Origin of the sequence: Mesorhizobium sp. B2-4-18, assembly GCF_006441385.1 — a bacterium.
Classification (GTDB): Bacteria; Pseudomonadota; Alphaproteobacteria; order Rhizobiales; family Rhizobiaceae; genus Mesorhizobium; species Mesorhizobium australicum.
On the sequence record NZ_VFUW01000003.1, the window covers coordinates 383,913 to 402,977 of the forward strand.

A 19,065-nucleotide genomic window follows, 5' to 3' on the forward strand; every position below is an offset into this window, starting at 1 on the left:
ATCCCGCGAAACGACAGAAAAAGCGGGGCTGAACTGGGAAAGGTCGATCGATGAAAGCAGCGTCAGCCGATGCTCTCGCCGCCATCGATCACCAGCGCTTGCCCGGTCATGAAGGATGAACGGTCCGAGACCAGGAACAGGATCGCCTCGGCGATCTCTTCGGCCACCGCCCAGCGCCCCATCGGGATCTTGGTGCGGACATAGGTTTCGATCGCCTCGCGTCCGCCCATCTGGGCGATGAACGGCTCGTTGAATGGGGTGTCGACCCAGCCCGGGCAGAGCGCGTTGACGCGCACATTGTGCCGGGCATAGTCGAGCGACATCTGTCTGGTCATCGCCACCACGGCGTGTTTCGACGTCGCATAGGCGATCATCTCGCGGTCGTAGAACACACCCGAATTCGAAGCCGTGTTGAGGATGACGCCACCGCCTTGCGCGATCATCGACGGCATGACGATCCTCGCCGCGAGGAATTGCGCCCGCACATTGACCCGCCAGGAGGCGTCCATGCCGGCGGTCTCGACCTCGGTCAGCGTGCCGCCGACCTGGATGCCGGCATGATTATGCAGGATGTCGATGCGCTGATGTCTGTCGAGCGTGCCGACGATGAGCTGGTCGATCGCATTGTCGTTCGAGACGTCGGTCGCGATCGCCTCGGCCCGGCCGCCCGCCGCCCGGATATCCGCGGCCGTTGCCTCGCCGGCGGCCCCGTCCCTGTCGGCGATGACGACCACCGCGCCTTCCCTGGCCATGATCATGGCGCCGGCACGTCCGATGCCGGAGCCGGCGCCTGTCACCACGGCGATACGGTTTTTGAGGATCATGGAGCGGCTTTCAGTTTGACGGCTTGCGCTGGCGCAGTTGCCATTGGGCAAGCACCACGAGCAGGACGGAGGCGACGAGCACGATCGTCGCGATGGCGTTGATCTCCGGCGTTACGCCGCGCCGGATAGAGGCAAAGACATAGATCGGCAGCGTCGTCTGCGCGCCGGCGACGAAGAAGGCGACGATGAAGTCGTCGAAGGAGAAGGTGAAAGCGAGCAGGAAACCGGCGACCACCGCCGGCATGATCTGCGGCAGGACGATCGAGCGGAAGGTCGTCAACGGCGTGGCGTATAGATCGCTGGAGGCCTCGACCAGATTACGATCGAGGCTGCCGAGCCGCGTGCCGACGATCGTCGTTACCAGCGCCATCGAGAACAGGCCATGCGCGGCGATGATCGAGCCGTAGCCGAGCGACAGGCGCGGCGGCTGGTCGCCCGGCCAGACCGAGGCGAGGAACGGATTGACGACCGCGAACAGCTGAACGAGCGCGACCAGCGTCGAGATGCCGATGACGACGCCCGGAACGACGATCGCCGCGCCAAGCAGGCCGTCGAAGACGGCGCGGGTTCTGGCGCCGACACGCGCCAGGCCAAGCGCCGCCGCGGTGCCGAACACCGCCGCCAGCAGGGCGCTGGTGCTGGCGATGAACAGGCTGTTCTTCAGCGCCTCGACCAGGAACGGGTTGGACAGGGCCTTGCCATACCACTGCACCGAGAAACCGGTGAACTCGCTGGCGTGGTGGCCGGCGTTGAAGGAAAACAGCACGACCAGCACGATCGGCAGATAGAGGAACGCAAAGACGACAATGACGAAGGCGCGCATCAGATGAGGTCCACCCGGCGAGCGCCCGCAACGCGGTTCGAAATGCGGTTGGCGATAATCAGCACCACCACCGAGACCAGCACCAGCGTGATCGCGATGGCCGACCCGAACGGCCAGTTGCGCGACTGCAGGAAGAGGTCGACCAGCGCGTTGCCGATGAAGAACACCTTGCCGCCGCCAAGCAGCGTCGGGATCAGGTATTCGCCGAGCAGCAGGATCATGACCAGCGAGAAGCCGGTCATCACGCCCGGCAGCGACAGCTTCAGGGTCACGCCGAGAAAGGTCGACAACGGCCTCGCGCCGAGATCGGCGGAGGCCTCCAGCAGCCTTCGGTCGAGCCGTTCGAGGCTGACATAGATCGGCAGGATCATCAGCGGCAGATAGCCGTAGACGATGCCGAGCAGGACCGCGCCCGGCGTGTTGATCAACCTGACATCCTCGATGCCGGCAAAGGCGAGCAGCGCAGGGATGCCGCGTCCACCCAGAATGTACATCCACGCATAGGTCCGCATCAGAAGGCTGGTCCAGAACGGAATGACGACCAGCGCGAGCAGGATCAGCCGCCAGCGCTGCGGCGCCTGCAAGGCGAGGTAATAGGCGACCGGATAGGCGACAAGCAGGCAGGCGAGCGCGCCCACTGGCGCCAGCACCATCGTGTTCCAGAACGCGGTCGCCCGTGCCGGGAGATTGGCATATTGCGCCAGCGTGAAGGCTGCCTGGTAGCCGCCCTCCGGCGCCCGCTCGCCGACGCTGAACACGGCGATGGCGATGAATGGCAGCACCAGGAACACCACCAGCCATGCCGTCGCCGGCGCGAGCAGCAAGGCGGTCAGGAAATTACGCCGAAATCTGTTGCCGTGCATCGAAACCGCCCCGGTGCCGGCGGGCATGGGCCCGCCGGTCGATTGTCTTTATCCAGGCCAGTCTCAAGCCGATTTGAAGCGCGCCATCAGTTCGGCACGGCCCGGGTCGGTCAGCGTTGCCGCCGCGCCGAATTCAAGCGGCGTCAACAGCTCCGCCGCCGGATAGAGGATCGGATTGTCGAGCACTTCCTTGGGCAGCAGCTTGTTGACGCGCGCATCCGTCGAAGGCGCGCCGTTGGCGAGGTGCTCCTTCACTGCGACCTGCGGGTTCATCAGATAGTTGAGCAGCGCATAACCGGCGGGCTTGTTGGGCGCGTCCTTCGGGATGGCATAAAAATCGGTCCAGATCTCGCCGCCTTCCTTGCCCAGCACATAGGCGATCTCGGGAATGTCGCGATGCAGTTGCGCGCCGTCATTGGTCCAGCACATCGTCATCCACGCGTCGCCCGCACGCATACCCGGCTGGTAGTCGGACGAGACGGCGAACAGATGCGGCTTGACCTTCAGCAGCAGTTCCTCTGCCTTGGCGAGCTCGTCCTGCTTCAGCGAATTGAACGAATAGCCGTAATATTTCAGCGCGTTGCCGATGGTGGTGAGCTGGTAGTCGTGCACCATGGTGCGGCCATCGCCCTCGGCCATGGCGGTATCCCAGAACTCCTTCCAGCTCGTCATCGGCTTGGTCAGCTTCTTGGTGTTCACTGCAAAGCCCGTGGTGCCCCAGTTCTTCGGCACGGCGTAGATCACCTTGTCGATCGTGCCCTCGGAGGTGAAGCGCGGATCTTCCTGCGTACCGTCGAAATTCGGGAGCTTCGCCATCTCCAGCGGCTCGATAATGCCGAGCTTCTTGTAGGTCGAGATCGTATAGTTGGTCGGCACGAACAGGCTCCAGCCCGAGGCGCCGGCCTGCAGCTTGGCCAGCATCTCCTCGTTGGAGCCGAACACGTTGACCTCGACGGCGACACCGGTGTCCTTTTTGAAGTTCTCGAAGGTCTGCGGGTCATGGTAATTCGGCCAGGTGGCGATCGACATGCGGTCGCCAAGGCTTTCGGCGGCGAAGGCAGGGGTCGGCATGATGCCGATCTCGCGCGCCATCACCGCCGTTGCGATGCCAAGGCCGGTGAGGCCAAGGAAGTCGCGGCGGCCGATCGAGCCGCGCTTCAGGCGCATCAGCTGGTCGACGAAATTCTCGGGGCTTATCGGCAGTCCGTCACGATATGATTTCGACATGTTTGTTTACCCTCTGGTTGGTCCCGTTGTTCTTGGTTTCCGGAAACGCCAGCGGCGTTCCCATGGCATAGCCGATGGCGACGGGTTCACCCGGCTTGAAGAGATTGCCTTGGCCGATCAGGTGATCGGCCTTGGCGAGCAAAGTGCCGATGCCCTGCACTTCGATCGCGTATTCCGCGGTCGAGCCGAGGAATATCCGGTTGCGGACGATGCCTTTGAGCGGACCGCTTTCGGGAGCGCCAAGGCTGAGTGATTCGGGACGCAGACTGACCGAGACGGTCTCGCCTTGTCGAAGCGCGGTTCGCTTGCGCGCCGCGATCACAGTGCCGTCCGCCAGCGCCACGTCCACCAGGTCGCCCGTGTGCCCAGCGACGGTGCCGCTCAAGAGATTGGTCTTGCCGACGAAATCGGCGACGAACAGGTCGGCCGGCTCGTCATAGATCTCGCTCGGCTGGCCGAGCTGGACGATGCGCCCGCCATTCATGACGCAGACGAAATCGCTCATCGACAGCGCTTCCTCCTGGTCGTGGGTCACCAGCACGAAGGTGATGCCGATCTCGCGCTGCAGGTTCTGCAGCTCGATCTGCATGTCGGTGCGCAGCTTCTTGTCCAGCGCCGCAAGCGGTTCGTCGAGCAGCAGCACCGCCGGCTTGTTGACCAATGCACGCGCCAGCGCGACACGCTGCTGCTGGCCGCCGGACAGTTCGTGGATCTTGCGGCCGCCATAGCCGGCGAGCCGCACCATTTCGAGCGCTTCGCCAGCCCGCCGGCCGATATCGCGCGACGACAGCCGTGGCCTTGCCTGGCGCAGCCCGTAGGAAACGTTGGCTTCGACATCGAGATGCGGAAACAGCGCGTATTGCTGGAACACCATGTTGACAGGCCGTCGGTAGGGCGGCGTGCCGGCCATGTCCTGGCCACGGATGAACACCTGGCCTTCGCTCGGCTGTTCGAACCCGCCGATCATGCGCAGGCAGGTGGTCTTGCCGCAGCCGGACGGTCCAAGCAGCGCAACGAAGGCGGAGGGCGGCACGGCAAGGTCGATGCCGCTGACCGCGGTCACCGCGCCATAGCGCTTGGCGACGCCGCGAAATTCGATGTCGGGCACTGCGGTCAAGGCTGCGGGCTCCAGGACGATGCGATTTCAAGACGCTACCAGAGCTAATGGCAGCTAGTATATACCTCGCAGGTGGTATATCTGATCTATTTTCCCGTTTAAGGGGGTATTGGATTGAGCGCTTCCCGCAGCGACGAATACAGCCGGCTCGCGACGCTTGTCGCGGCGACGCGGGAGACGAGCGGCGATCTCTTCGGCCAAGCGATGGTCGATTGGCTGCGGCAGCATGTCGGCTTCGACCATTGCGTGATCTTCGGCTATCGGGGTGCCGCGCGCCCGCCACTGCTGTTCGAGACCTTCACGCCGGCCGAAAGCCACGTCTTCGTCGCGCTCTATCAGGAAGGCCCCTATCTGCTCGACCCCTTCCATCACGCGGCGGTCGAGCGCAAGGAAGGGTTCTGGCGCATGCGCGAACTGGCTCCTGATCGCTTCTACGCCAGCGAATATTTTCGCTCCTATTACAGCCAGACCAGGCTGGCCGAGGAAGTCGGCTTCTTCGTGCCGCTGCCGGGCAAGGACGCGCTGGTGCTGTCGCTGATGCGGCTCAGCGCTTCCGGTCCGTTCGGCACCGCCGATGCCAGGCTGCTGCGCGACATGGCGCCGGCGGTGATCAGCTTCACCAGGTTGCGCTGGCCAACTCTTCCCGCCGACGAACCGGCCGAGACGAAGCAGGACGAGGAAATCACCGAGGTCAACGAGTTCGACCGCGCCCATATCTGGAAAAGCCTGTCGCTGACGCCGCGCGAAAAACACGTCGTCGACCTGGTGCTGCAGGGCCATTCGACGGAATCGATCGCCAGGGCCATGCGCATCGTGCCGGGAACCGTGAAGGTCCATCGCCGCAACATCTACCGCAAGCTCAACATCAAGTCGCAGGCAGGCCTTTTCGCCCGCTTTGTCGAGATCATCGACGCGCGGATCCGGTGATTCCCACAGGCCGCTGACTACGCTGGATCAGGCTTCCATGAGCCGGTTTCGGCCATCCGCTCGAGCAAGGGCGCCGGTTTGAAGACATCCTTGCCCGTCTGCTCATGCCAATACCTGAGTCGCCCGACGATCCTGACCGCGCCTTCGAGGCCGGCCCAGAACATCGGGCCGCCCTTGCCGATGGGAAAGCCATAGCCATTGACCCAGACGACATCGATGTCGGACGCACGGGCCGCGATGCCCTCCTCCAGAATCTTCGCGCCTTCGTTGACCAGGGGATAGAGTGTGCGCTCGATGATTTCGTCGGCGCCTATCGTGCGCGGCACGATGCCCTTTTCCGCCGCCTTGTCGCGGATCAGCGCCTCGACCTCTGGATCGGGCACCGGCGTGCGCGAGCCGTTCTCGTAGAGATAGAAGCCGCGGCCGGTTTTCTGGCCGAAGCGCCCCTGTTCGCACAGCGTGTCGGCGATGACGGCCGTCAGGCCCCGCGCCTTGCGGTTGCGCCAGCCGATGTCGAGGCCGGCAAGGTCGCCCATCTGGAACGGACCCATCGGCCAGCCGAAATCGGTGAACGCCTTGTCGATCTGGCTGGGGGTCGCGCCTTCGAGCAGCAGCGCCTCGGATTCCGAGCCGCGCGCGGCCAGCATACGGTTGCCGACGAAGCCGTGACAGACGCCGACGACGACAGCCACCTTGCCGATCCGGCGCGCAAGGTCAATCACGGTCGCCAGCGCATCGGGCGCCGTTTTTTCGGCGCGCACGATCTCCAGCAGTTTCATGACGTTGGCCGGCGAGAAGAAATGCAGGCCGAGCACATCCTGCGGCCGCGAGGTCGAGGCGGCGATTTCGTCGATGTCGAGATAAGAGGTATTGGTGGCGAGGATGGCGCCCGGCCTCGCCACCGCGTCGAGCTTCCCGAAGATTTCTTTCTTGACCGCCATGTCCTCGAACGCTGCCTCGACGATCAGGTCGCAATCGGCGAGATCGGCATGATCGATCGTGCCTTTGAACTGGGCGAGCCGCTGCCGCTTGGCATCCTCGCTCAAGGAGCCGCGTGCAACCGAGACGGTGTAATTCTTCTCGATCGTCGCCAACCCGCGCCGCAGCGCCTCCTGGCTGGTGTCCAGCAAGGTGACGGGAAAGCCGCCATTGGCGAAGGCCATGGCAATGCCGCCGCCCATCGTGCCGGCGCCGATGACGCCGACGCGGGCGATCCTGCGCTTGACGACGTCCTTGCCGGGAAGCTTGGCCGCCTCCCGTTCGGCGAAAAACAGGTGCCGTTGGGCGCGCGACTGGTCGCTGGCGACAAGCTTGACGAACAGCGCCCGCTCCTCCGCCAGCGCCTCGTCGAAGGGCAGCGTGACGGCATTGCGCACCGCCTGCGCACAGGCGATTGGCGCTTCGAGGCCACGCGCTTTGCGGGCAAGATCCGCGGCCTCCGCATCGAAGGCGGCAAGGTCGGTCTCCTTCAGGACGTCGTCGCGGTCGCGCACCGGCGTGAACGGACCGCCCTTGCGGGCCATTTCGCGGGCGAAATTCACGGCGTGGGTGGTCAGATCGCCTTCGAAAACGGCATCCACCAGGCCGGCGCCGTAAGCTTCATCGGCACCGATCGGTGTACCGGAAACGATCATCTTCAATGCCTTGGCGGCGCCAACCAGGCGCGGCAGCCGCACCGTGCCGCCGCCACCGGGCAGGATGCCGAGCTTCACCTCGGGCAGGCCGAGCCTGGCGCCTTGATCGGCAACCCGGAAATGGCAGCCGAGCGCCAATTCCAGCCCACCGCCGAGCGCGGTACCGTGGATGGCGGCGACCGTCGGCTTGGCAATGGCTTCCAGCACCGCCACGATGGCGCGCAATTCCGGCTGCTGCATCGGCTTGCCGAATTCGGTGATGTCGGCACCGGCAACGAAGGTCCGGCCGGCGCAAGCAATGACGATGGCCGCGACCGATGCGTCATCGCGCAAAGCGACCAGAGCCTGCATCAGCGGTTCGCGGACGTGGAAACTCAGCGCGTTTACCGGCGGATTGTCGATGGTGAGGATGGCGACGCCACCCTCGTTCGCGACGCTGACAGAACTGGACAAGTGGGGGCCTCCCAAGACCGACTGAGATCGGGGACCGGTTTACAAGGCCACGCCGCGAATGGGAACCGGCTGGTCCAATGGTTGGCGGATAGGCTGCGGTCGCGCCGGAGACGTTGCGGTCAGCGCACCGCCTTCTCGCCGCCCGCAGCCGTAATCACCCCTACGATGATAAGCCCGGTCAGCAGGAGACGCACCCCGGCGCTGACGCCGAATGTGTTGAGCATGGTGAGCAGCAGCACCAGGAACAGCGCCGCGCCCCAGACGCCCGGCACATTCGCCTTGCCGCCCGCCACCGACGTGCCGCCGATGACGACCACGGCGATCGAAGCGAGCAGGTATTCGTTGCCGATGTCGACATTGGCGCCGCGGAAATAACCGGCGAGCAGCGCGCCATCGATGCTGCCGAGCGCGCCCGACAGCGTATAGGTGAGAAAACGGATCCGCCCGACATTGACGCCGGCGAGCCAGGCGGCGCGGATGTTCTGGCCGATCGCCAGCACCGAGCGGCCATAGATCATGCGCTGTAAGGCGATGGCCGCACCGATGGTGAACAGCACGGTGAGGATCGCCAGCACGGGCACGCCCAGCACCTGCCAGTTGGTGAAATCGGCGAAGCCAGGCGGCGGCTTGATCTGCAGTCCGCGCCCATAGCTGATGTCGACCGACTGGATGATGAAGCTCGCCGACAGCGTGGCGATGATCGGCGGAATGCGCAGCGCCCAGATCAAGAGATAGTTGATGGTCCCGATCGCGGCGCCACAGGCGAGCGCCGCCAGCAATCCGACCAGGATCATGGCATCGCTGCCGCCCATCACCTTCATGGCGACCGCGCTGGCGAGGCCGATATTGGCCGGCAGCGACAGGTCGACATTGCCAGGTCCAAGCGTAATGACGAACATCTGGCCGACGCCGACGATGACGGTAAACACGGCAAGCGACAATGCCGCCGTGACCATGCCGCCGCCGCCATAGCCCCCGGTGAAGGCGATCGTCGCCAACCACACCAGCAGCGCACCGACAAACGACCAGATCCAGGGTTTTGTGAGCAGGGTTTTCAGCGAAGCCATCGCTCACCTTTCCCTGCGGCTGATCAGCACCCGCGCCGCAAGCACGATGATCAGGATGGCGCCGTTGGCGGCCACCTGCCAGTCGGGCGGAATGTGCATGAAGGTGAGCAGCGGCGAGGCGGCCAGCGCCAGCGTCAGCGCGCCGATGACGGCGCCGATCGGCGAGACCCGGCCGCCGACGAACTCGCCGCCGCCGAGGATGACGCCGGCGATGGCCAGCAGCGTGTAACCATTGCCGATATTGGCATCGGCCGAGGTGGTGATGCCGATCAGCGCCATGCCCGACAGAACGCCGAACAGGCCGGCCAGCGCAAACAGCACGATCTTGGTCTTGAGCAGCGACCAGCCGGCGCGCTTGAGCGCCGCGGGATTGCCGCCCGAGCCGCGCAGGATCACCCCGTAGGAGGTACGCATCAGGCCGAAATGCACGACGGCCGCGATCAGCAGCGCGGCGATGATCGGAAACGGAATGAAAGGCGGCTTGAACGACATGATCGCCAGCAGCCAGTCCGGCGCCTTGCCGCCCGGTTTTGGCAGGACGAGAATGGCGAGGCCCTGCCAGACGAAGCTCATGCCGAGCGTCACCACGATGGAGGGCAGGTTGCGCAGATGGATCAGCGCGCCGAGCAGCGCATAAATGCCGATCGATCCGGCGAGAATGAGGATGCCGATGAGCGGCGCATCCTTAAGCCAGGTCGCGGTGACGCAACCGACAAAACCGACAAAGGTGCCGATCGAGAGATCAAGCTCGTTGCCGGCGATGACGAACATCTGCGCGATCGTCGCCAGCGCGATCGGAATCGCCAGGTTCAACATCAGGCTGAAGCCGAAATAGCTGATGGCGCGCGGATTGAGCCAAGCGATCGCGAGCAACACCAGCGCCAGCGATAGCGCGGGCAGCAGGCCGCGCAACAGCCGCGCCCGCGCCGCTGCATTGCGTGCCGCCGATCCCTTGAAGCCATTGTCGATTGGCGTCGCCGTCATCTCAGGCCGCATCGCCGAAGGAGGACTGGATGATCTTCTCTTCGGTCAGCTCGTCGCGCGTCAGATTGGCGACGATGCGGCCGTTCTTGAAGACATAGATGTGGTCGCAATTGTCGAGCTCTTCGGTTTCGGTCGTGTACCAGAGGAAGGTGCGTCCGCGGCCCGCCTCCTCGCGCACGAGATCGTAGACCTCCAGCTTGGTACCGATGTCGACGCCGCGCATCGGGTCGTCCATCAGCACGATCTGGGCATCGGAGCCGAGCGCCCTGGCGAACAGCGCTTTCTGCTGGTTGCCGCCCGACAGCGAGAAAATATTGTTGTTCATGTCAGGCGTGCGGATGCCGATCTTCTTCTGCCAGAACGCGGCCAATTCCGCCTCACGCTGGGGTGAAATCAACAGCCCGTTGCGCAAGCGCGCCAGCGAGCGGATGCCGATGTTTTCGCCAATCGACCATTGCGGGAAAATGCCATCGGACTGGCGGTCGCCTGCCACCAGGGCCACCGGCGCCGTCACCTCGATGCCGGTCTTGGCGCGCGCGGCGGCGTCAAAGATGCGCAGCAGCAAGTCGGTCTGTCCGTGACCGGCCAGGCCGGCAAGGCCGATGATCTCGCCCGCGCGCGCGACGAGGTCCTTGCCATCCGCCTGTCCGGCCGGCCGCGCCCGGACGCGCAGCGGATTGGCGCCTGTGTTGGCGGCAGCGGCCTGCGCGGCGGTCTTCGCACGCGCCTCGGCTCCGCCCATCACGGTCACCAGCCGGTCGCGATCAAAGTCACCAGCCGCGTCCGACGCCACCACCTTGCCGTCGCGCATCACCACGATCCGGTCGGCGTTCCGCAGCACCTCGCCCAGCACGTGCGAGATCAGGATGCAGCTTTTGCCACCAGCGACGAAGCGGCGCACGAAGGCCAGCAACTGGCCCGATGTGTGCGCGTCGAGCGACGAGGTCGGTTCGTCGAGGATGACCAGGTCGAGCCGGTCCTGCGTCACGGTGAAGGCACGCGCCACCTCGACCATCTGGCGCCGGCCGATCGACAGATCGCCGACAATGTCCCAGGCCGAGATGCCATGGTCCGGAAAGATTTCGTCCAGCTTGGCGGCGATCAGCTCTGCCGCCTTGCGCCGCCAGCCGAAGCCGGTGAGCGAAGCATGGTTGATACGCGTGTTTTCGGCGACGCTGAGATTGGGGCACAGCGACAGTTCCTGGAACACGCAGCGTATGCCGCGCTGCTGCGCCCGCGACACCGAGTAGTTGTCCTCGATGCCGCCATGCACGGTGATCGTGCCGCTGTCGGGCGTCGAGGTCCCGGCCACCATGTGCATCAGCGTCGACTTGCCGGCGCCGTTATGGCCGACGAGGCCGACGCACTCGCCGGGCCCGACATGGAAATCCACCCCGCCCAGCGCCCTGACGGCGCCGAAATGCTTTTCGGCACCGTCAAGTCTTACGATGTCAACACTGACGGCGCCGAATTGGTTTTCGGCGCCGTCAGGTCTGATGATGTCCGTGTCGCCTGCAGCCATGCTCAACGATATCCGCTCGGTGATGCCCGCGGCAACGCGTCTGCGACTTTCACTTGATATTGGCTTTGATCGCCGCGATGGCATCTTCCTGCGTGTATTCGTGGGTGGCGACACCGCCCTCCTTGATCTTGGGCAGGGCCGCCTCGAAATCGTCCTGGGTGAAGGCCAGATACGGCACCAGCAGATCGTGCGGAATGTCCTTGCGGCCATCGAGCACCTGCTGCGCCACCCAGAAGGCGAGCGTCGATACGCCCGGCGCGATCGAAGCCGACCAGGTCTGATAGCCGTCCTTGTCCTTCTGTTCCTTCCACCACTTCAATTCATCCTGCCGGTTGCCCATGATGATGGTCGGGCGCGGCTTGCCGGCGGCGGCGAAGGCTTGCGCGGCGCCATAGCCGTCACCGCCCTGGTCGACGATGCCGACGACGTCGGGCAGCGACGGCAGGATGGTCGCCACCGCCTTCTGAGCCGTGGTCTGGTCCCAGTCGCCGGTGACAGAACCGACGATCTTGAATTCGGGATGCGCGGCCACGCCTTCGAGGATGCCTGCGTGGATGGCATCATCGATCGAGGTGCCGGCAAGCCCCCGGATTTCAAGCAGATTGCCGCCCTTGGGCTGGAACTTGGCCATCTGTTCGACTTCCTGCTTGCCCATGTCCTTGAAGTCGACGACGACGCGGTAGGCGCAGGGCTCGGTGACGGTGCCGTCGAAGGAGACGACGGTGATGCCGGCATCGCAGGCCTGCTTGATGGCGCCGTTGAGCGCATCCGGCGAGGCGGCGTTGATGACGATGGCGTCATAGCCCTGCAGGATCAGGTTCTGCACCTGGGCGGCCTGGGTCGGCACCTCCTTGTCGGCAGTGGTGAAGACATCAGCCGAGCCGACGATCTTGTCGTCGACGGCCTTCTTGGTGACGATGCCATAGCTGTCGAGCATCGCCTGCCGCCACGAATTGCCGGCATAATTGTTGGAGAACGCGATCTTCTTGCCGCTGGTGTCGGCAAAAGCCGTACCGGCCGCGAGCACCGCCGCAAGCGTGCTGAGAACCAATAGTTTCTTCATGTGATACTCCTCCCGAGAGTTGCTGATCAGTTTGATTGTCGACGAATTTCGCGATTGCGATCCTGTTTTTTATCTATTGTCAGACAAAAGTGCAGAAGGCCGGCGGGCTGTCAACTGCAATCCGATGTGCGCCGCCGATCAACTTGCGGTGCGCTGATTGAAATGGCTTCGTTTGATGGCTAGGCATGCGGGCCAGGAGAGCGAACAAGCATGGCAGTGACGCCGATTGTGCCGCCGGGCGCGCCGGGAATTCCCGCGCGCTGGACCTCAAGCGCCAAGAGCGGAGTCGGCTCGGCGCTTTCGCCGTCCAGCCGCGTCTGGTTCACCACCAGCCACGGCATCCTGAACGAGGTGTACTATCCGCGCGTCGACAGCGCCTGCACGCGCGACCTCGGCCTGATCGTCACCGGCATGGATGGCTATTTCTCCGAGGAGAAGCGCGATGCCTCGCACGGCATAGAGCCGTTCGAGGACGGCGTGCCCGCCTACAGGCTGGTCAATACAGCCGACGACGGCGCCTACCGGATCGAGAAGCGCATCGTGGCCGATCCGGCGCGACCGACCTTGCTGCAGGAAATCACCTTCAGTCCGCTCAAGGGCTCCGCGGCCGACTACCGCGTCTACGCGCTTCTGGCGCCGCATCTGGTCAATGCCGGCATGGGCAACACCGCCTGGATCGGCGAGTACCAGGGAAAACCCGTCCTGTTTGCCTCGGGGCGCGGCACCTGCCTGGCGCTGGCCTCGTCCCTGCCCTGGCGGGATTGCTCGGCCGGCTATGTCGGCTTCTCCGACGGCTGGCAGCAACTCAACAGCGCCGGCAAGCTCGATACGGCTTGCCGGCGTGCCGAGGACGGCAATGTCGCGCTGACCGGCGAGATCGGCTTCACCGCCGCCAACACAAAAACCATGCTGGCGCTGGGTTTTGGGACGACACCGGACGAAGCCGCCGAAAACGCCTTCGCCAGCCTGAAGCGGGGTTTTGAACCGGCGGCGAAATCCTACGTCGAACAATGGCGCGAATGGCAGGCGGGGCTGCTGCCACTGGACCGCCACGCGGTCCCCGGAGTGAACAGCTACCGCGTCTCCACCGCGGTGCTGGCCACCCACCGGTCGTCGGCAATGCCCGGCGCGGCGGTGGCCAGCCTGTCGATCCCATGGGGATTCAACAAGGGCGACGATGATCTCGGCGGCTATCATCTTGTCTGGCCACGCGACCTGGTCGAAACAGCGGGCGGCTTTCTCGCCGCCGGCGATGCCGCCTCGGCACTGCGGATCCTGGAATATCTCCGCTCCATCCAGCAGCCGGACGGCCATTGGCCGCAGAACGCCTGGCTCGACGGCTCCGCCTATTGGCCCGGCATCCAGATGGACGAATGCGCCTTTCCCTTGCTGCTGGTGGATGCCCTGCATCGCGCTGGCCACTTGCCGCGTGCCAGGCTGAAGGCCTTCCTGCCGATGATCGAGCGCGCCGCCTCCTATGTCGTGCGCAATGGTCCGGTCACTGGCGAGGACCGCTGGGAAGAAGACGCCGGCTACAGCCCGTTCACGATGGCCGTCGAGATCGCGGCACTGCTTGCCGGCGCCGACCTGCTCGATGCCTGCGGCAAAGCGGCGGAGGCGGCCTACCTGCGCGAAACAGCCGACTGCTGGAACGACCAGGTCGAGCGCTGGACCTATGTCAGCGGCACCGCCATCTGCAAGGCCGTCGGCGTCGGCGGCTATTACGTCCGCATTGCGCCGCCAGACGACCCCGAAGCCGGCTCGCCGAAGGACGGCTATGTCCCGATCAAGAACCGGCCACCAGGCGACACCGACCGACCGGCCGAGGAAATCGTCAGCCCTGACGCGCTGGCCCTGGTGCGCTTTGGCCTGAGAGCCGCCGACGATCCGCGCATCGTCGACACCGTCAAGATCATCGACGCGCAGCTGCGCTGCGAGCTGCCGCAAGGGCCGCTCTGGTACCGCTATAACAGCGACGGCTATGGCGAGCACGAGGATGGCACGCCCTTCGACGGCACCGGCCAGGGCCGGCCTTGGCCCCTGCTGGCCGGCGAACGGGCGCATTACGAGCTGGCCGCCGGGCGCAAGGACAAGGCGTCCAGCTTGCTCGATGCGCTGGAGCAGTCGGCCGGGCCTGGCGGCCTGCTGCCCGAACAGGTGTGGGACGGCGCCGATATTCCCGAGCGCGAGCTGCTGCATGGCAAGCCATCGGGCAGCGCCATGCCACTGGTCTGGGCGCATTCCGAACACATCAAGCTGGTGCGCTCGCTACGCGACGGCGCCGTCTTCGACATGCCGCCGCAAGGCGTGAAGCGCTACATCCAGGACAAGACCGTATCGTCGTTCAGGGCATGGCGCTTCAACAACAAGATCCGCGCACTGCCCGAGGGCAAGACATTGCGCGTCGAGCTGCTGACGGCGGCCACCATCCACTGGAGCACGGACAATTGGGCAACCGCCCACGACAGCCGGACAGCGGAAAACGCTTTCGGCCTTCATCTTGTCGATCTGCCCACGGCCAGCCTCCCCAACGGAAGCACGCTGATCTTCACTTTTTTCTGGCCCGGAACCGGCGATTGGGAGAATGTCGACTTCTCCATCATGTCAGGCACTCAGGACAGCCAGTAGATCCTTCCTCGACAACCCCAGAAAATCTCTAGGAACAGGGACGAAACCATGCAGATCGGAATGATGGGACTGGGCCGGATGGGCGCCAACATGGTGCGGCGGCTGATGCGCGACGGCCACGAATGCGTCGTCTATGACATCAACCCGGCCAGCGTCGCGGCGCTTGTGAGCGACGGCGCCTTGGGGGCGGCATCCCTGGAGGAATTCGTCGGCAAGCTGGCCAAGCCGCGCTGTGTCTGGCTGATGCTGCCGGCGGCGATCACCGGCAGGATCATCGATCAGGTCGCGGCGCTGATGGAGCCCGGCGACATCGTCATCGACGGCGGCAATTCCTACTATCACGACGCCGTCGACCAGGCCGCGAAACTGGCCACCAAGGGCATGCATCTTGTCGATGTCGGCACCAGTGGCGGCGTCTGGGGGCTGGAGCGCGGCTACTGCCTGATGATCGGCGGTCCCGACGTGGCGGTGCAGCACCTCGATTCGGTCTTTGCCACGCTGGCGCCTGGCGCTGATGCCGGCGCGCCCACCCCGGACAAGACCGCCGGCACCGCGCCCTATGGCTACCTGCATTGCGGACCGAGCGGCGCCGGCCATTTCGTTAAGATGGTGCACAACGGCATCGAATACGGCGTCATGGCCGCCTATGCCGAAGGCATGAACATCCTGAAGTCGGCCAATGCCGGCAAACGGCAGCGGACGGCGGACGCCGAGACAAGCCCGCTGGAAAACCCGCAATACTACCAGTTCGACATCGACCTTCCGCAGGTGGCCGAGGTGTGGCGGCATGGCAGCGTCATCGGCTCCTGGCTGCTCGATCTCACCGCCGGTGCGCTGAAGAGCGATCCGGGTCTGGCGCAATTCGGCGGCCGGGTCTCGGATTCCGGCGAGGGCCGCTGGACGCTGAAGGCGGCGATCGACACCGGCGTGCCGGCACCGGTGCTGTCGTCGGCCCTGTTCGACCGCTTCTCCTCGCAAGGCGAATCCGAATTCGCCGACAAGCTGTTGTCTGCCATGCGCTATGCCTTTGGCGGGCACATCGAAAAGCCGAAGGGCGGCAAGTGACGGCGACAGGGGAGACGCACGCATGAGCCAGGAACGGTCCGATACGCTGGTGCTCTTCGGAGCGACCGGCGACCTCGCCCACAAGAAGATATTTCCAGCGCTTTACCAGATGGTCGCCAAGGGCACGCTCACCGAACCGGTGATCGGCGTCGCCTTCGACGCCTGGGATTTGAAGCAGTTGCAGGACCGCGCCCGCGACGGCATCGTCCATGCCCTGGGCGCCGTCGATGAGAAGGTCTTCGCCAAGTTCGCGTCGCTGCTGCGCTATGTCAGCGGCGACTATCGCGATCCCACGACCTTCGAGAAGCTGAAGACGGCACTCGGCAGCGCCCAGCGGCCGCTGCATTACATGGCGGTGCCGCCGTCCATGTTCGAGACCGTCGTGCAAGGGCTGGAGCAATCCGGCACAGCGCATGGCGCGCGACTGATGGTCGAAAAGCCGTTCGGCCACGATCTCCAGTCGGCGCGCTGGCTGAACCGAGTGCTGCACCTGGTGTTCGACGAGCAGTCGATCTTCCGCATCGACCATTATCTCGGCAAGGAGGCGATCCAGAACCTGCTCTATTTCCGCTTCGCCAACTCCCTGCTGGAGCCGATCTGGAACCGCAATTACGTCGAGAGCGTGCAGATCACCATGGCCGAGGATTTCGGCGTCGAGGGGCGCGGGCGGTTCTATGACGATGTCGGCGCCATCCGCGACGTCATCGAGAACCATCTGCTCAACATCCTGCTGCTCCTGGCCATGGAGCCGCCCGTCGGCCGCTCCGCCGACGACCTGATCGACGAGAAGGTGCAGGTGTTGCGCGCCATCCGGACATTGACGAAAGACGATGTCGTGCGCGGCCAGTTCACCGGCTATCTCGCCGAGCCCGGCGTGGCGCCGAACTCGCCGGTGGAGACCTTCGCGGCGGTGCGCTTTTTCGTCGACACCTGGCGCTGGCAGGACGTGCCGTTCTTCATCCGCGCCGGCAAGAACATGCCGGTGCATGTCACCGAGGTGGTGGTGCGGCTGAAACGGCCGCCGCTCGACGTCTTCGACCCGATCAAGCCCGCCGACCAGAATTACGTCCGCTTCCGCATCGACCCGCAGGTGATGATCGCCATCGGCGCCCAGCGCAAGGCGCCCGGCGACGACATGATCGGCGAGCAGGTGGAACTCACCGCGCTCGACGATTCCAAGGGCGACATGCCGCCCTATGAACGGCTGATCGGCGACGCCATGAACGGCAACGGCCAGCTCTTCACCCGCCAGGACGCCGCCGAACTCGCCTGGCGCATCGTCGGTCCGGTGCTCGGCGACACCACGCCGCCGCATCTTTACGAACCGAGGACGTGGGGGCCAGCGGACGCCATGGCCGGCTTCGGGCCGCCCAATGGCTGGATCGACCCGGTCGCATGAGTGGAGGGGACGAGATGGCCAAGGTGGTCAAGAAGGCTGCGTCGGACACCGGGCAGGTAGTCCTTTCGATCGATATTGGCGGGTCGCACGTCAAGATCCTGACCAGCGACGGTGGCACCGAGCGCCGGACCGATTCCGGGCCTGACCTGACGCCAAGGCAGATGATCGACAAGGTGAAGAAGCTCGCCGACGGCCTGTCCTATGACGTCATTTCGATGGGGTATCCGGGCCCCGTGCGTCAAAACAAGCCGGTGCTCGATCCCATGAATCTCGGCAAGGGCTGGGCCGGCTTCGATTTCACCGCTGAGTTCGGCAAGCCGGTCAAGGTGGTCAATGACGCGCTGATGCAGGCCCTCGGCAGCTATGAGGGCGGGCGCATGCTGTTCCTCGGCCTCGGAACCGGCCTCGGTGCCGCGATGGTCCTCGACAATGTCGGCCAGCCGATGGAACTCGCCCACCTTCCCTACAGAAAAGGCCAGAGTTTCGAGGACTATGTCGGTGAACGTGGCCTCGTAAAGCGCGGCAAGAAGAAGTGGCGCGGTCATGTCTTCGACGTCGTCAACCGGCTGCGCGCCGCCCTGCAGCCAGACTATGTCGTCATCGGCGGCGGCAATGTCGACAAGCTAGACGAATTGCCCCCCGACTCCAGGCGCGGTGACAACACACGCGCCTTCGAAGGCGGATTTCGTCTGTGGCGCGACAAGGCCCTGATCGTCTGATATTGTTACAGCTTAGTATAGTTGTTCAAAATGCCGTGTTATGTCGCGGCGATAGATTGCATTGCGCAGATTTGCCGACTAGGAAGTCAGCCCCACTACATCGCGTCGCGCGCGACGCACGAAGACGACCCACTTTAATTTTGCGCATCATCCTTTTTGAAAACGGTCCCATTTTCGAGGTTATGCGCCATGGATGGAGGAAATAGATTGACCGACGAAAACAGCCACGCCAGCAAGACCCTCGACCTTCTCGAGCTGACGGCCCATATCGTATCGGCCTATGTCGAGAAGAATCGCCTGCCTGCGTCCGGCCTTCCCGAGCTGATCGCCAGCGTCAGCGCCTCGATCAGCGGGCTCGGCCAGCCGGTCGCCCCGGTGGCGGCACCGCTGGTCCCGGCCGTCAACCCGAAGAAGTCGGTGACGCCGGATTTCATCATCTGCCTCGAGGACGGCAAGAAATTCAAATCGCTGAAGCGTCATCTCGGCGTCCATTTCGGCCTGACGCCGGACGCCTATCGCGCCAAATGGGGCCTGCCTTCCGACTATCCGATGGTTGCCCCCAACTACGCGGCTTCGCGCTCCGAACTGGCGAAGTCGATCGGCCTCGGCCGCAAGGCCGCCGTGGTCGCCCCCGTCAAAGGCAAGGGCCGGAAGGCCAAAGTCCCGGCCTGAGGCGATTTGGACGCTGAGCCAATTGTTAGGACGACTGGAATAGAAGCCTGCCGGCGAATTCGCCTTGGCAGGCTTCGT

General features: G+C 64.6%; 16 protein-coding genes. 6 read left to right on the plus strand and 10 right to left on the minus strand.

The features are described from left to right. Window positions 1-62 precede the first annotated feature (62 nt). From FJ527_RS09000 to FJ527_RS09020, 5 genes are all read right to left on the minus strand, one after another. Window positions 63-824: a glucose 1-dehydrogenase gene (locus tag FJ527_RS09000; protein ID WP_140822753.1), complete on the minus strand. Its 762-nt coding sequence runs from the start codon at window positions 822-824 to the stop codon at window positions 63-65. Between the two features lie 10 nt (window positions 825-834). Then, the gene (locus tag FJ527_RS09005; RefSeq protein WP_140822755.1) at window positions 835-1,647 is read right to left on the minus strand and encodes an ABC transporter permease; all 813 of its coding nucleotides are present in this window, start codon (window positions 1,645-1,647) and stop codon (window positions 835-837) included. Further along, complete coding sequence (locus tag FJ527_RS09010; protein WP_140822757.1) at window positions 1,647-2,510, minus strand: ABC transporter permease; 864 nt, start codon at window positions 2,508-2,510, stop codon at window positions 1,647-1,649. Before FJ527_RS09010 ends, FJ527_RS09005 begins: the two co-directional genes overlap by 1 nt. Before the next feature lie 63 nt (window positions 2,511-2,573). After that, entirely contained in the window at window positions 2,574-3,737 is a 1,164-nt protein-coding gene (locus tag FJ527_RS09015; protein ID WP_015315088.1) for a spermidine/putrescine ABC transporter substrate-binding protein, read from the minus strand. Beyond that, on the minus strand, window positions 3,718-4,854 hold the full coding sequence (locus tag FJ527_RS09020) for an ABC transporter ATP-binding protein (RefSeq protein ID WP_140822759.1): 1,137 nt from the start codon (window positions 4,852-4,854) through the stop codon (window positions 3,718-3,720). Before FJ527_RS09020 ends, FJ527_RS09015 begins: the two co-directional genes overlap by 20 nt. Window positions 4,855-4,968: 114 nt before the next feature. On the opposite strand from FJ527_RS09020, the gene FJ527_RS09025 reads away from it, so the two are divergent. Then, window positions 4,969-5,781, plus strand: coding sequence for a LuxR C-terminal-related transcriptional regulator (locus FJ527_RS09025; RefSeq protein ID WP_140822761.1), 813 nt, complete (start codon window positions 4,969-4,971; stop codon window positions 5,779-5,781). Window positions 5,782-5,798: 17 nt separating this feature from the next. Here the strand turns inward: FJ527_RS09025 and FJ527_RS09030 are convergent, their stop codons facing one another. From FJ527_RS09030 to FJ527_RS09050, 5 genes are all read right to left on the minus strand, one after another. Continuing rightward, entirely contained in the window at window positions 5,799-7,868 is a 2,070-nt protein-coding gene (locus tag FJ527_RS09030) for a 3-hydroxyacyl-CoA dehydrogenase NAD-binding domain-containing protein (RefSeq protein ID WP_140822763.1), read from the minus strand. Window positions 7,869-7,987: 119 nt separating this feature from the next. Then, a complete protein-coding gene (locus FJ527_RS09035) occupies window positions 7,988-8,935 on the minus strand; it encodes an ABC transporter permease (protein WP_140822765.1) in 948 nt (315 codons plus the stop codon). A gap of 3 nt (window positions 8,936-8,938) precedes the next feature. Further along, window positions 8,939-9,919 carry an ABC transporter permease gene (locus tag FJ527_RS09040; RefSeq protein ID WP_015315083.1) on the minus strand — a complete coding sequence of 327 codons (981 nt, stop codon included), beginning with the start codon at window positions 9,917-9,919 and terminating at the stop codon, window positions 8,939-8,941. Between the two features lies 1 nt (window position 9,920). After that, a complete protein-coding gene (locus FJ527_RS09045) occupies window positions 9,921-11,441 on the minus strand; it encodes a sugar ABC transporter ATP-binding protein (RefSeq protein WP_246677699.1) in 1,521 nt (506 codons plus the stop codon). 49 nt (window positions 11,442-11,490) lie between these two features. Continuing rightward, window positions 11,491-12,504 (minus strand): ABC transporter substrate-binding protein, encoded by a 1,014-nt coding sequence (locus tag FJ527_RS09050; RefSeq protein WP_140822767.1) that lies wholly within the window; start codon window positions 12,502-12,504, stop codon window positions 11,491-11,493. A 210-nt stretch (window positions 12,505-12,714) separates the two neighbouring features. On the opposite strand from FJ527_RS09050, the gene FJ527_RS09055 reads away from it, so the two are divergent. From FJ527_RS09055 to FJ527_RS09075, 5 genes are all read left to right on the plus strand, one after another. Beyond that, a complete protein-coding gene (locus tag FJ527_RS09055) occupies window positions 12,715-15,132 on the plus strand; it encodes a glucan 1,4-alpha-glucosidase (RefSeq protein WP_140822769.1) in 2,418 nt (805 codons plus the stop codon). A gap of 48 nt (window positions 15,133-15,180) precedes the next feature. Then, window positions 15,181-16,197: a phosphogluconate dehydrogenase (NAD(+)-dependent, decarboxylating) gene (gnd, locus tag FJ527_RS09060; protein ID WP_140618400.1), complete on the plus strand. Its 1,017-nt coding sequence runs from the start codon at window positions 15,181-15,183 to the stop codon at window positions 16,195-16,197. A gap of 22 nt (window positions 16,198-16,219) precedes the next feature. Continuing rightward, on the plus strand, window positions 16,220-17,596 hold the full coding sequence (gene zwf, locus FJ527_RS09065; RefSeq protein ID WP_140618399.1) for a glucose-6-phosphate dehydrogenase: 1,377 nt from the start codon (window positions 16,220-16,222) through the stop codon (window positions 17,594-17,596). Window positions 17,597-17,610: 14 nt separating this feature from the next. Next, on the plus strand, window positions 17,611-18,315 hold the full coding sequence (locus FJ527_RS09070) for an ROK family protein (protein WP_015315077.1): 705 nt from the start codon (window positions 17,611-17,613) through the stop codon (window positions 18,313-18,315). A gap of 207 nt (window positions 18,316-18,522) precedes the next feature. Continuing rightward, window positions 18,523-18,987, plus strand: a complete 465-nt coding sequence (locus tag FJ527_RS09075; RefSeq protein WP_140618397.1) for a MucR family transcriptional regulator — start codon at window positions 18,523-18,525, stop codon at window positions 18,985-18,987. Window positions 18,988-19,065: the final 78 nt, after the last annotated feature.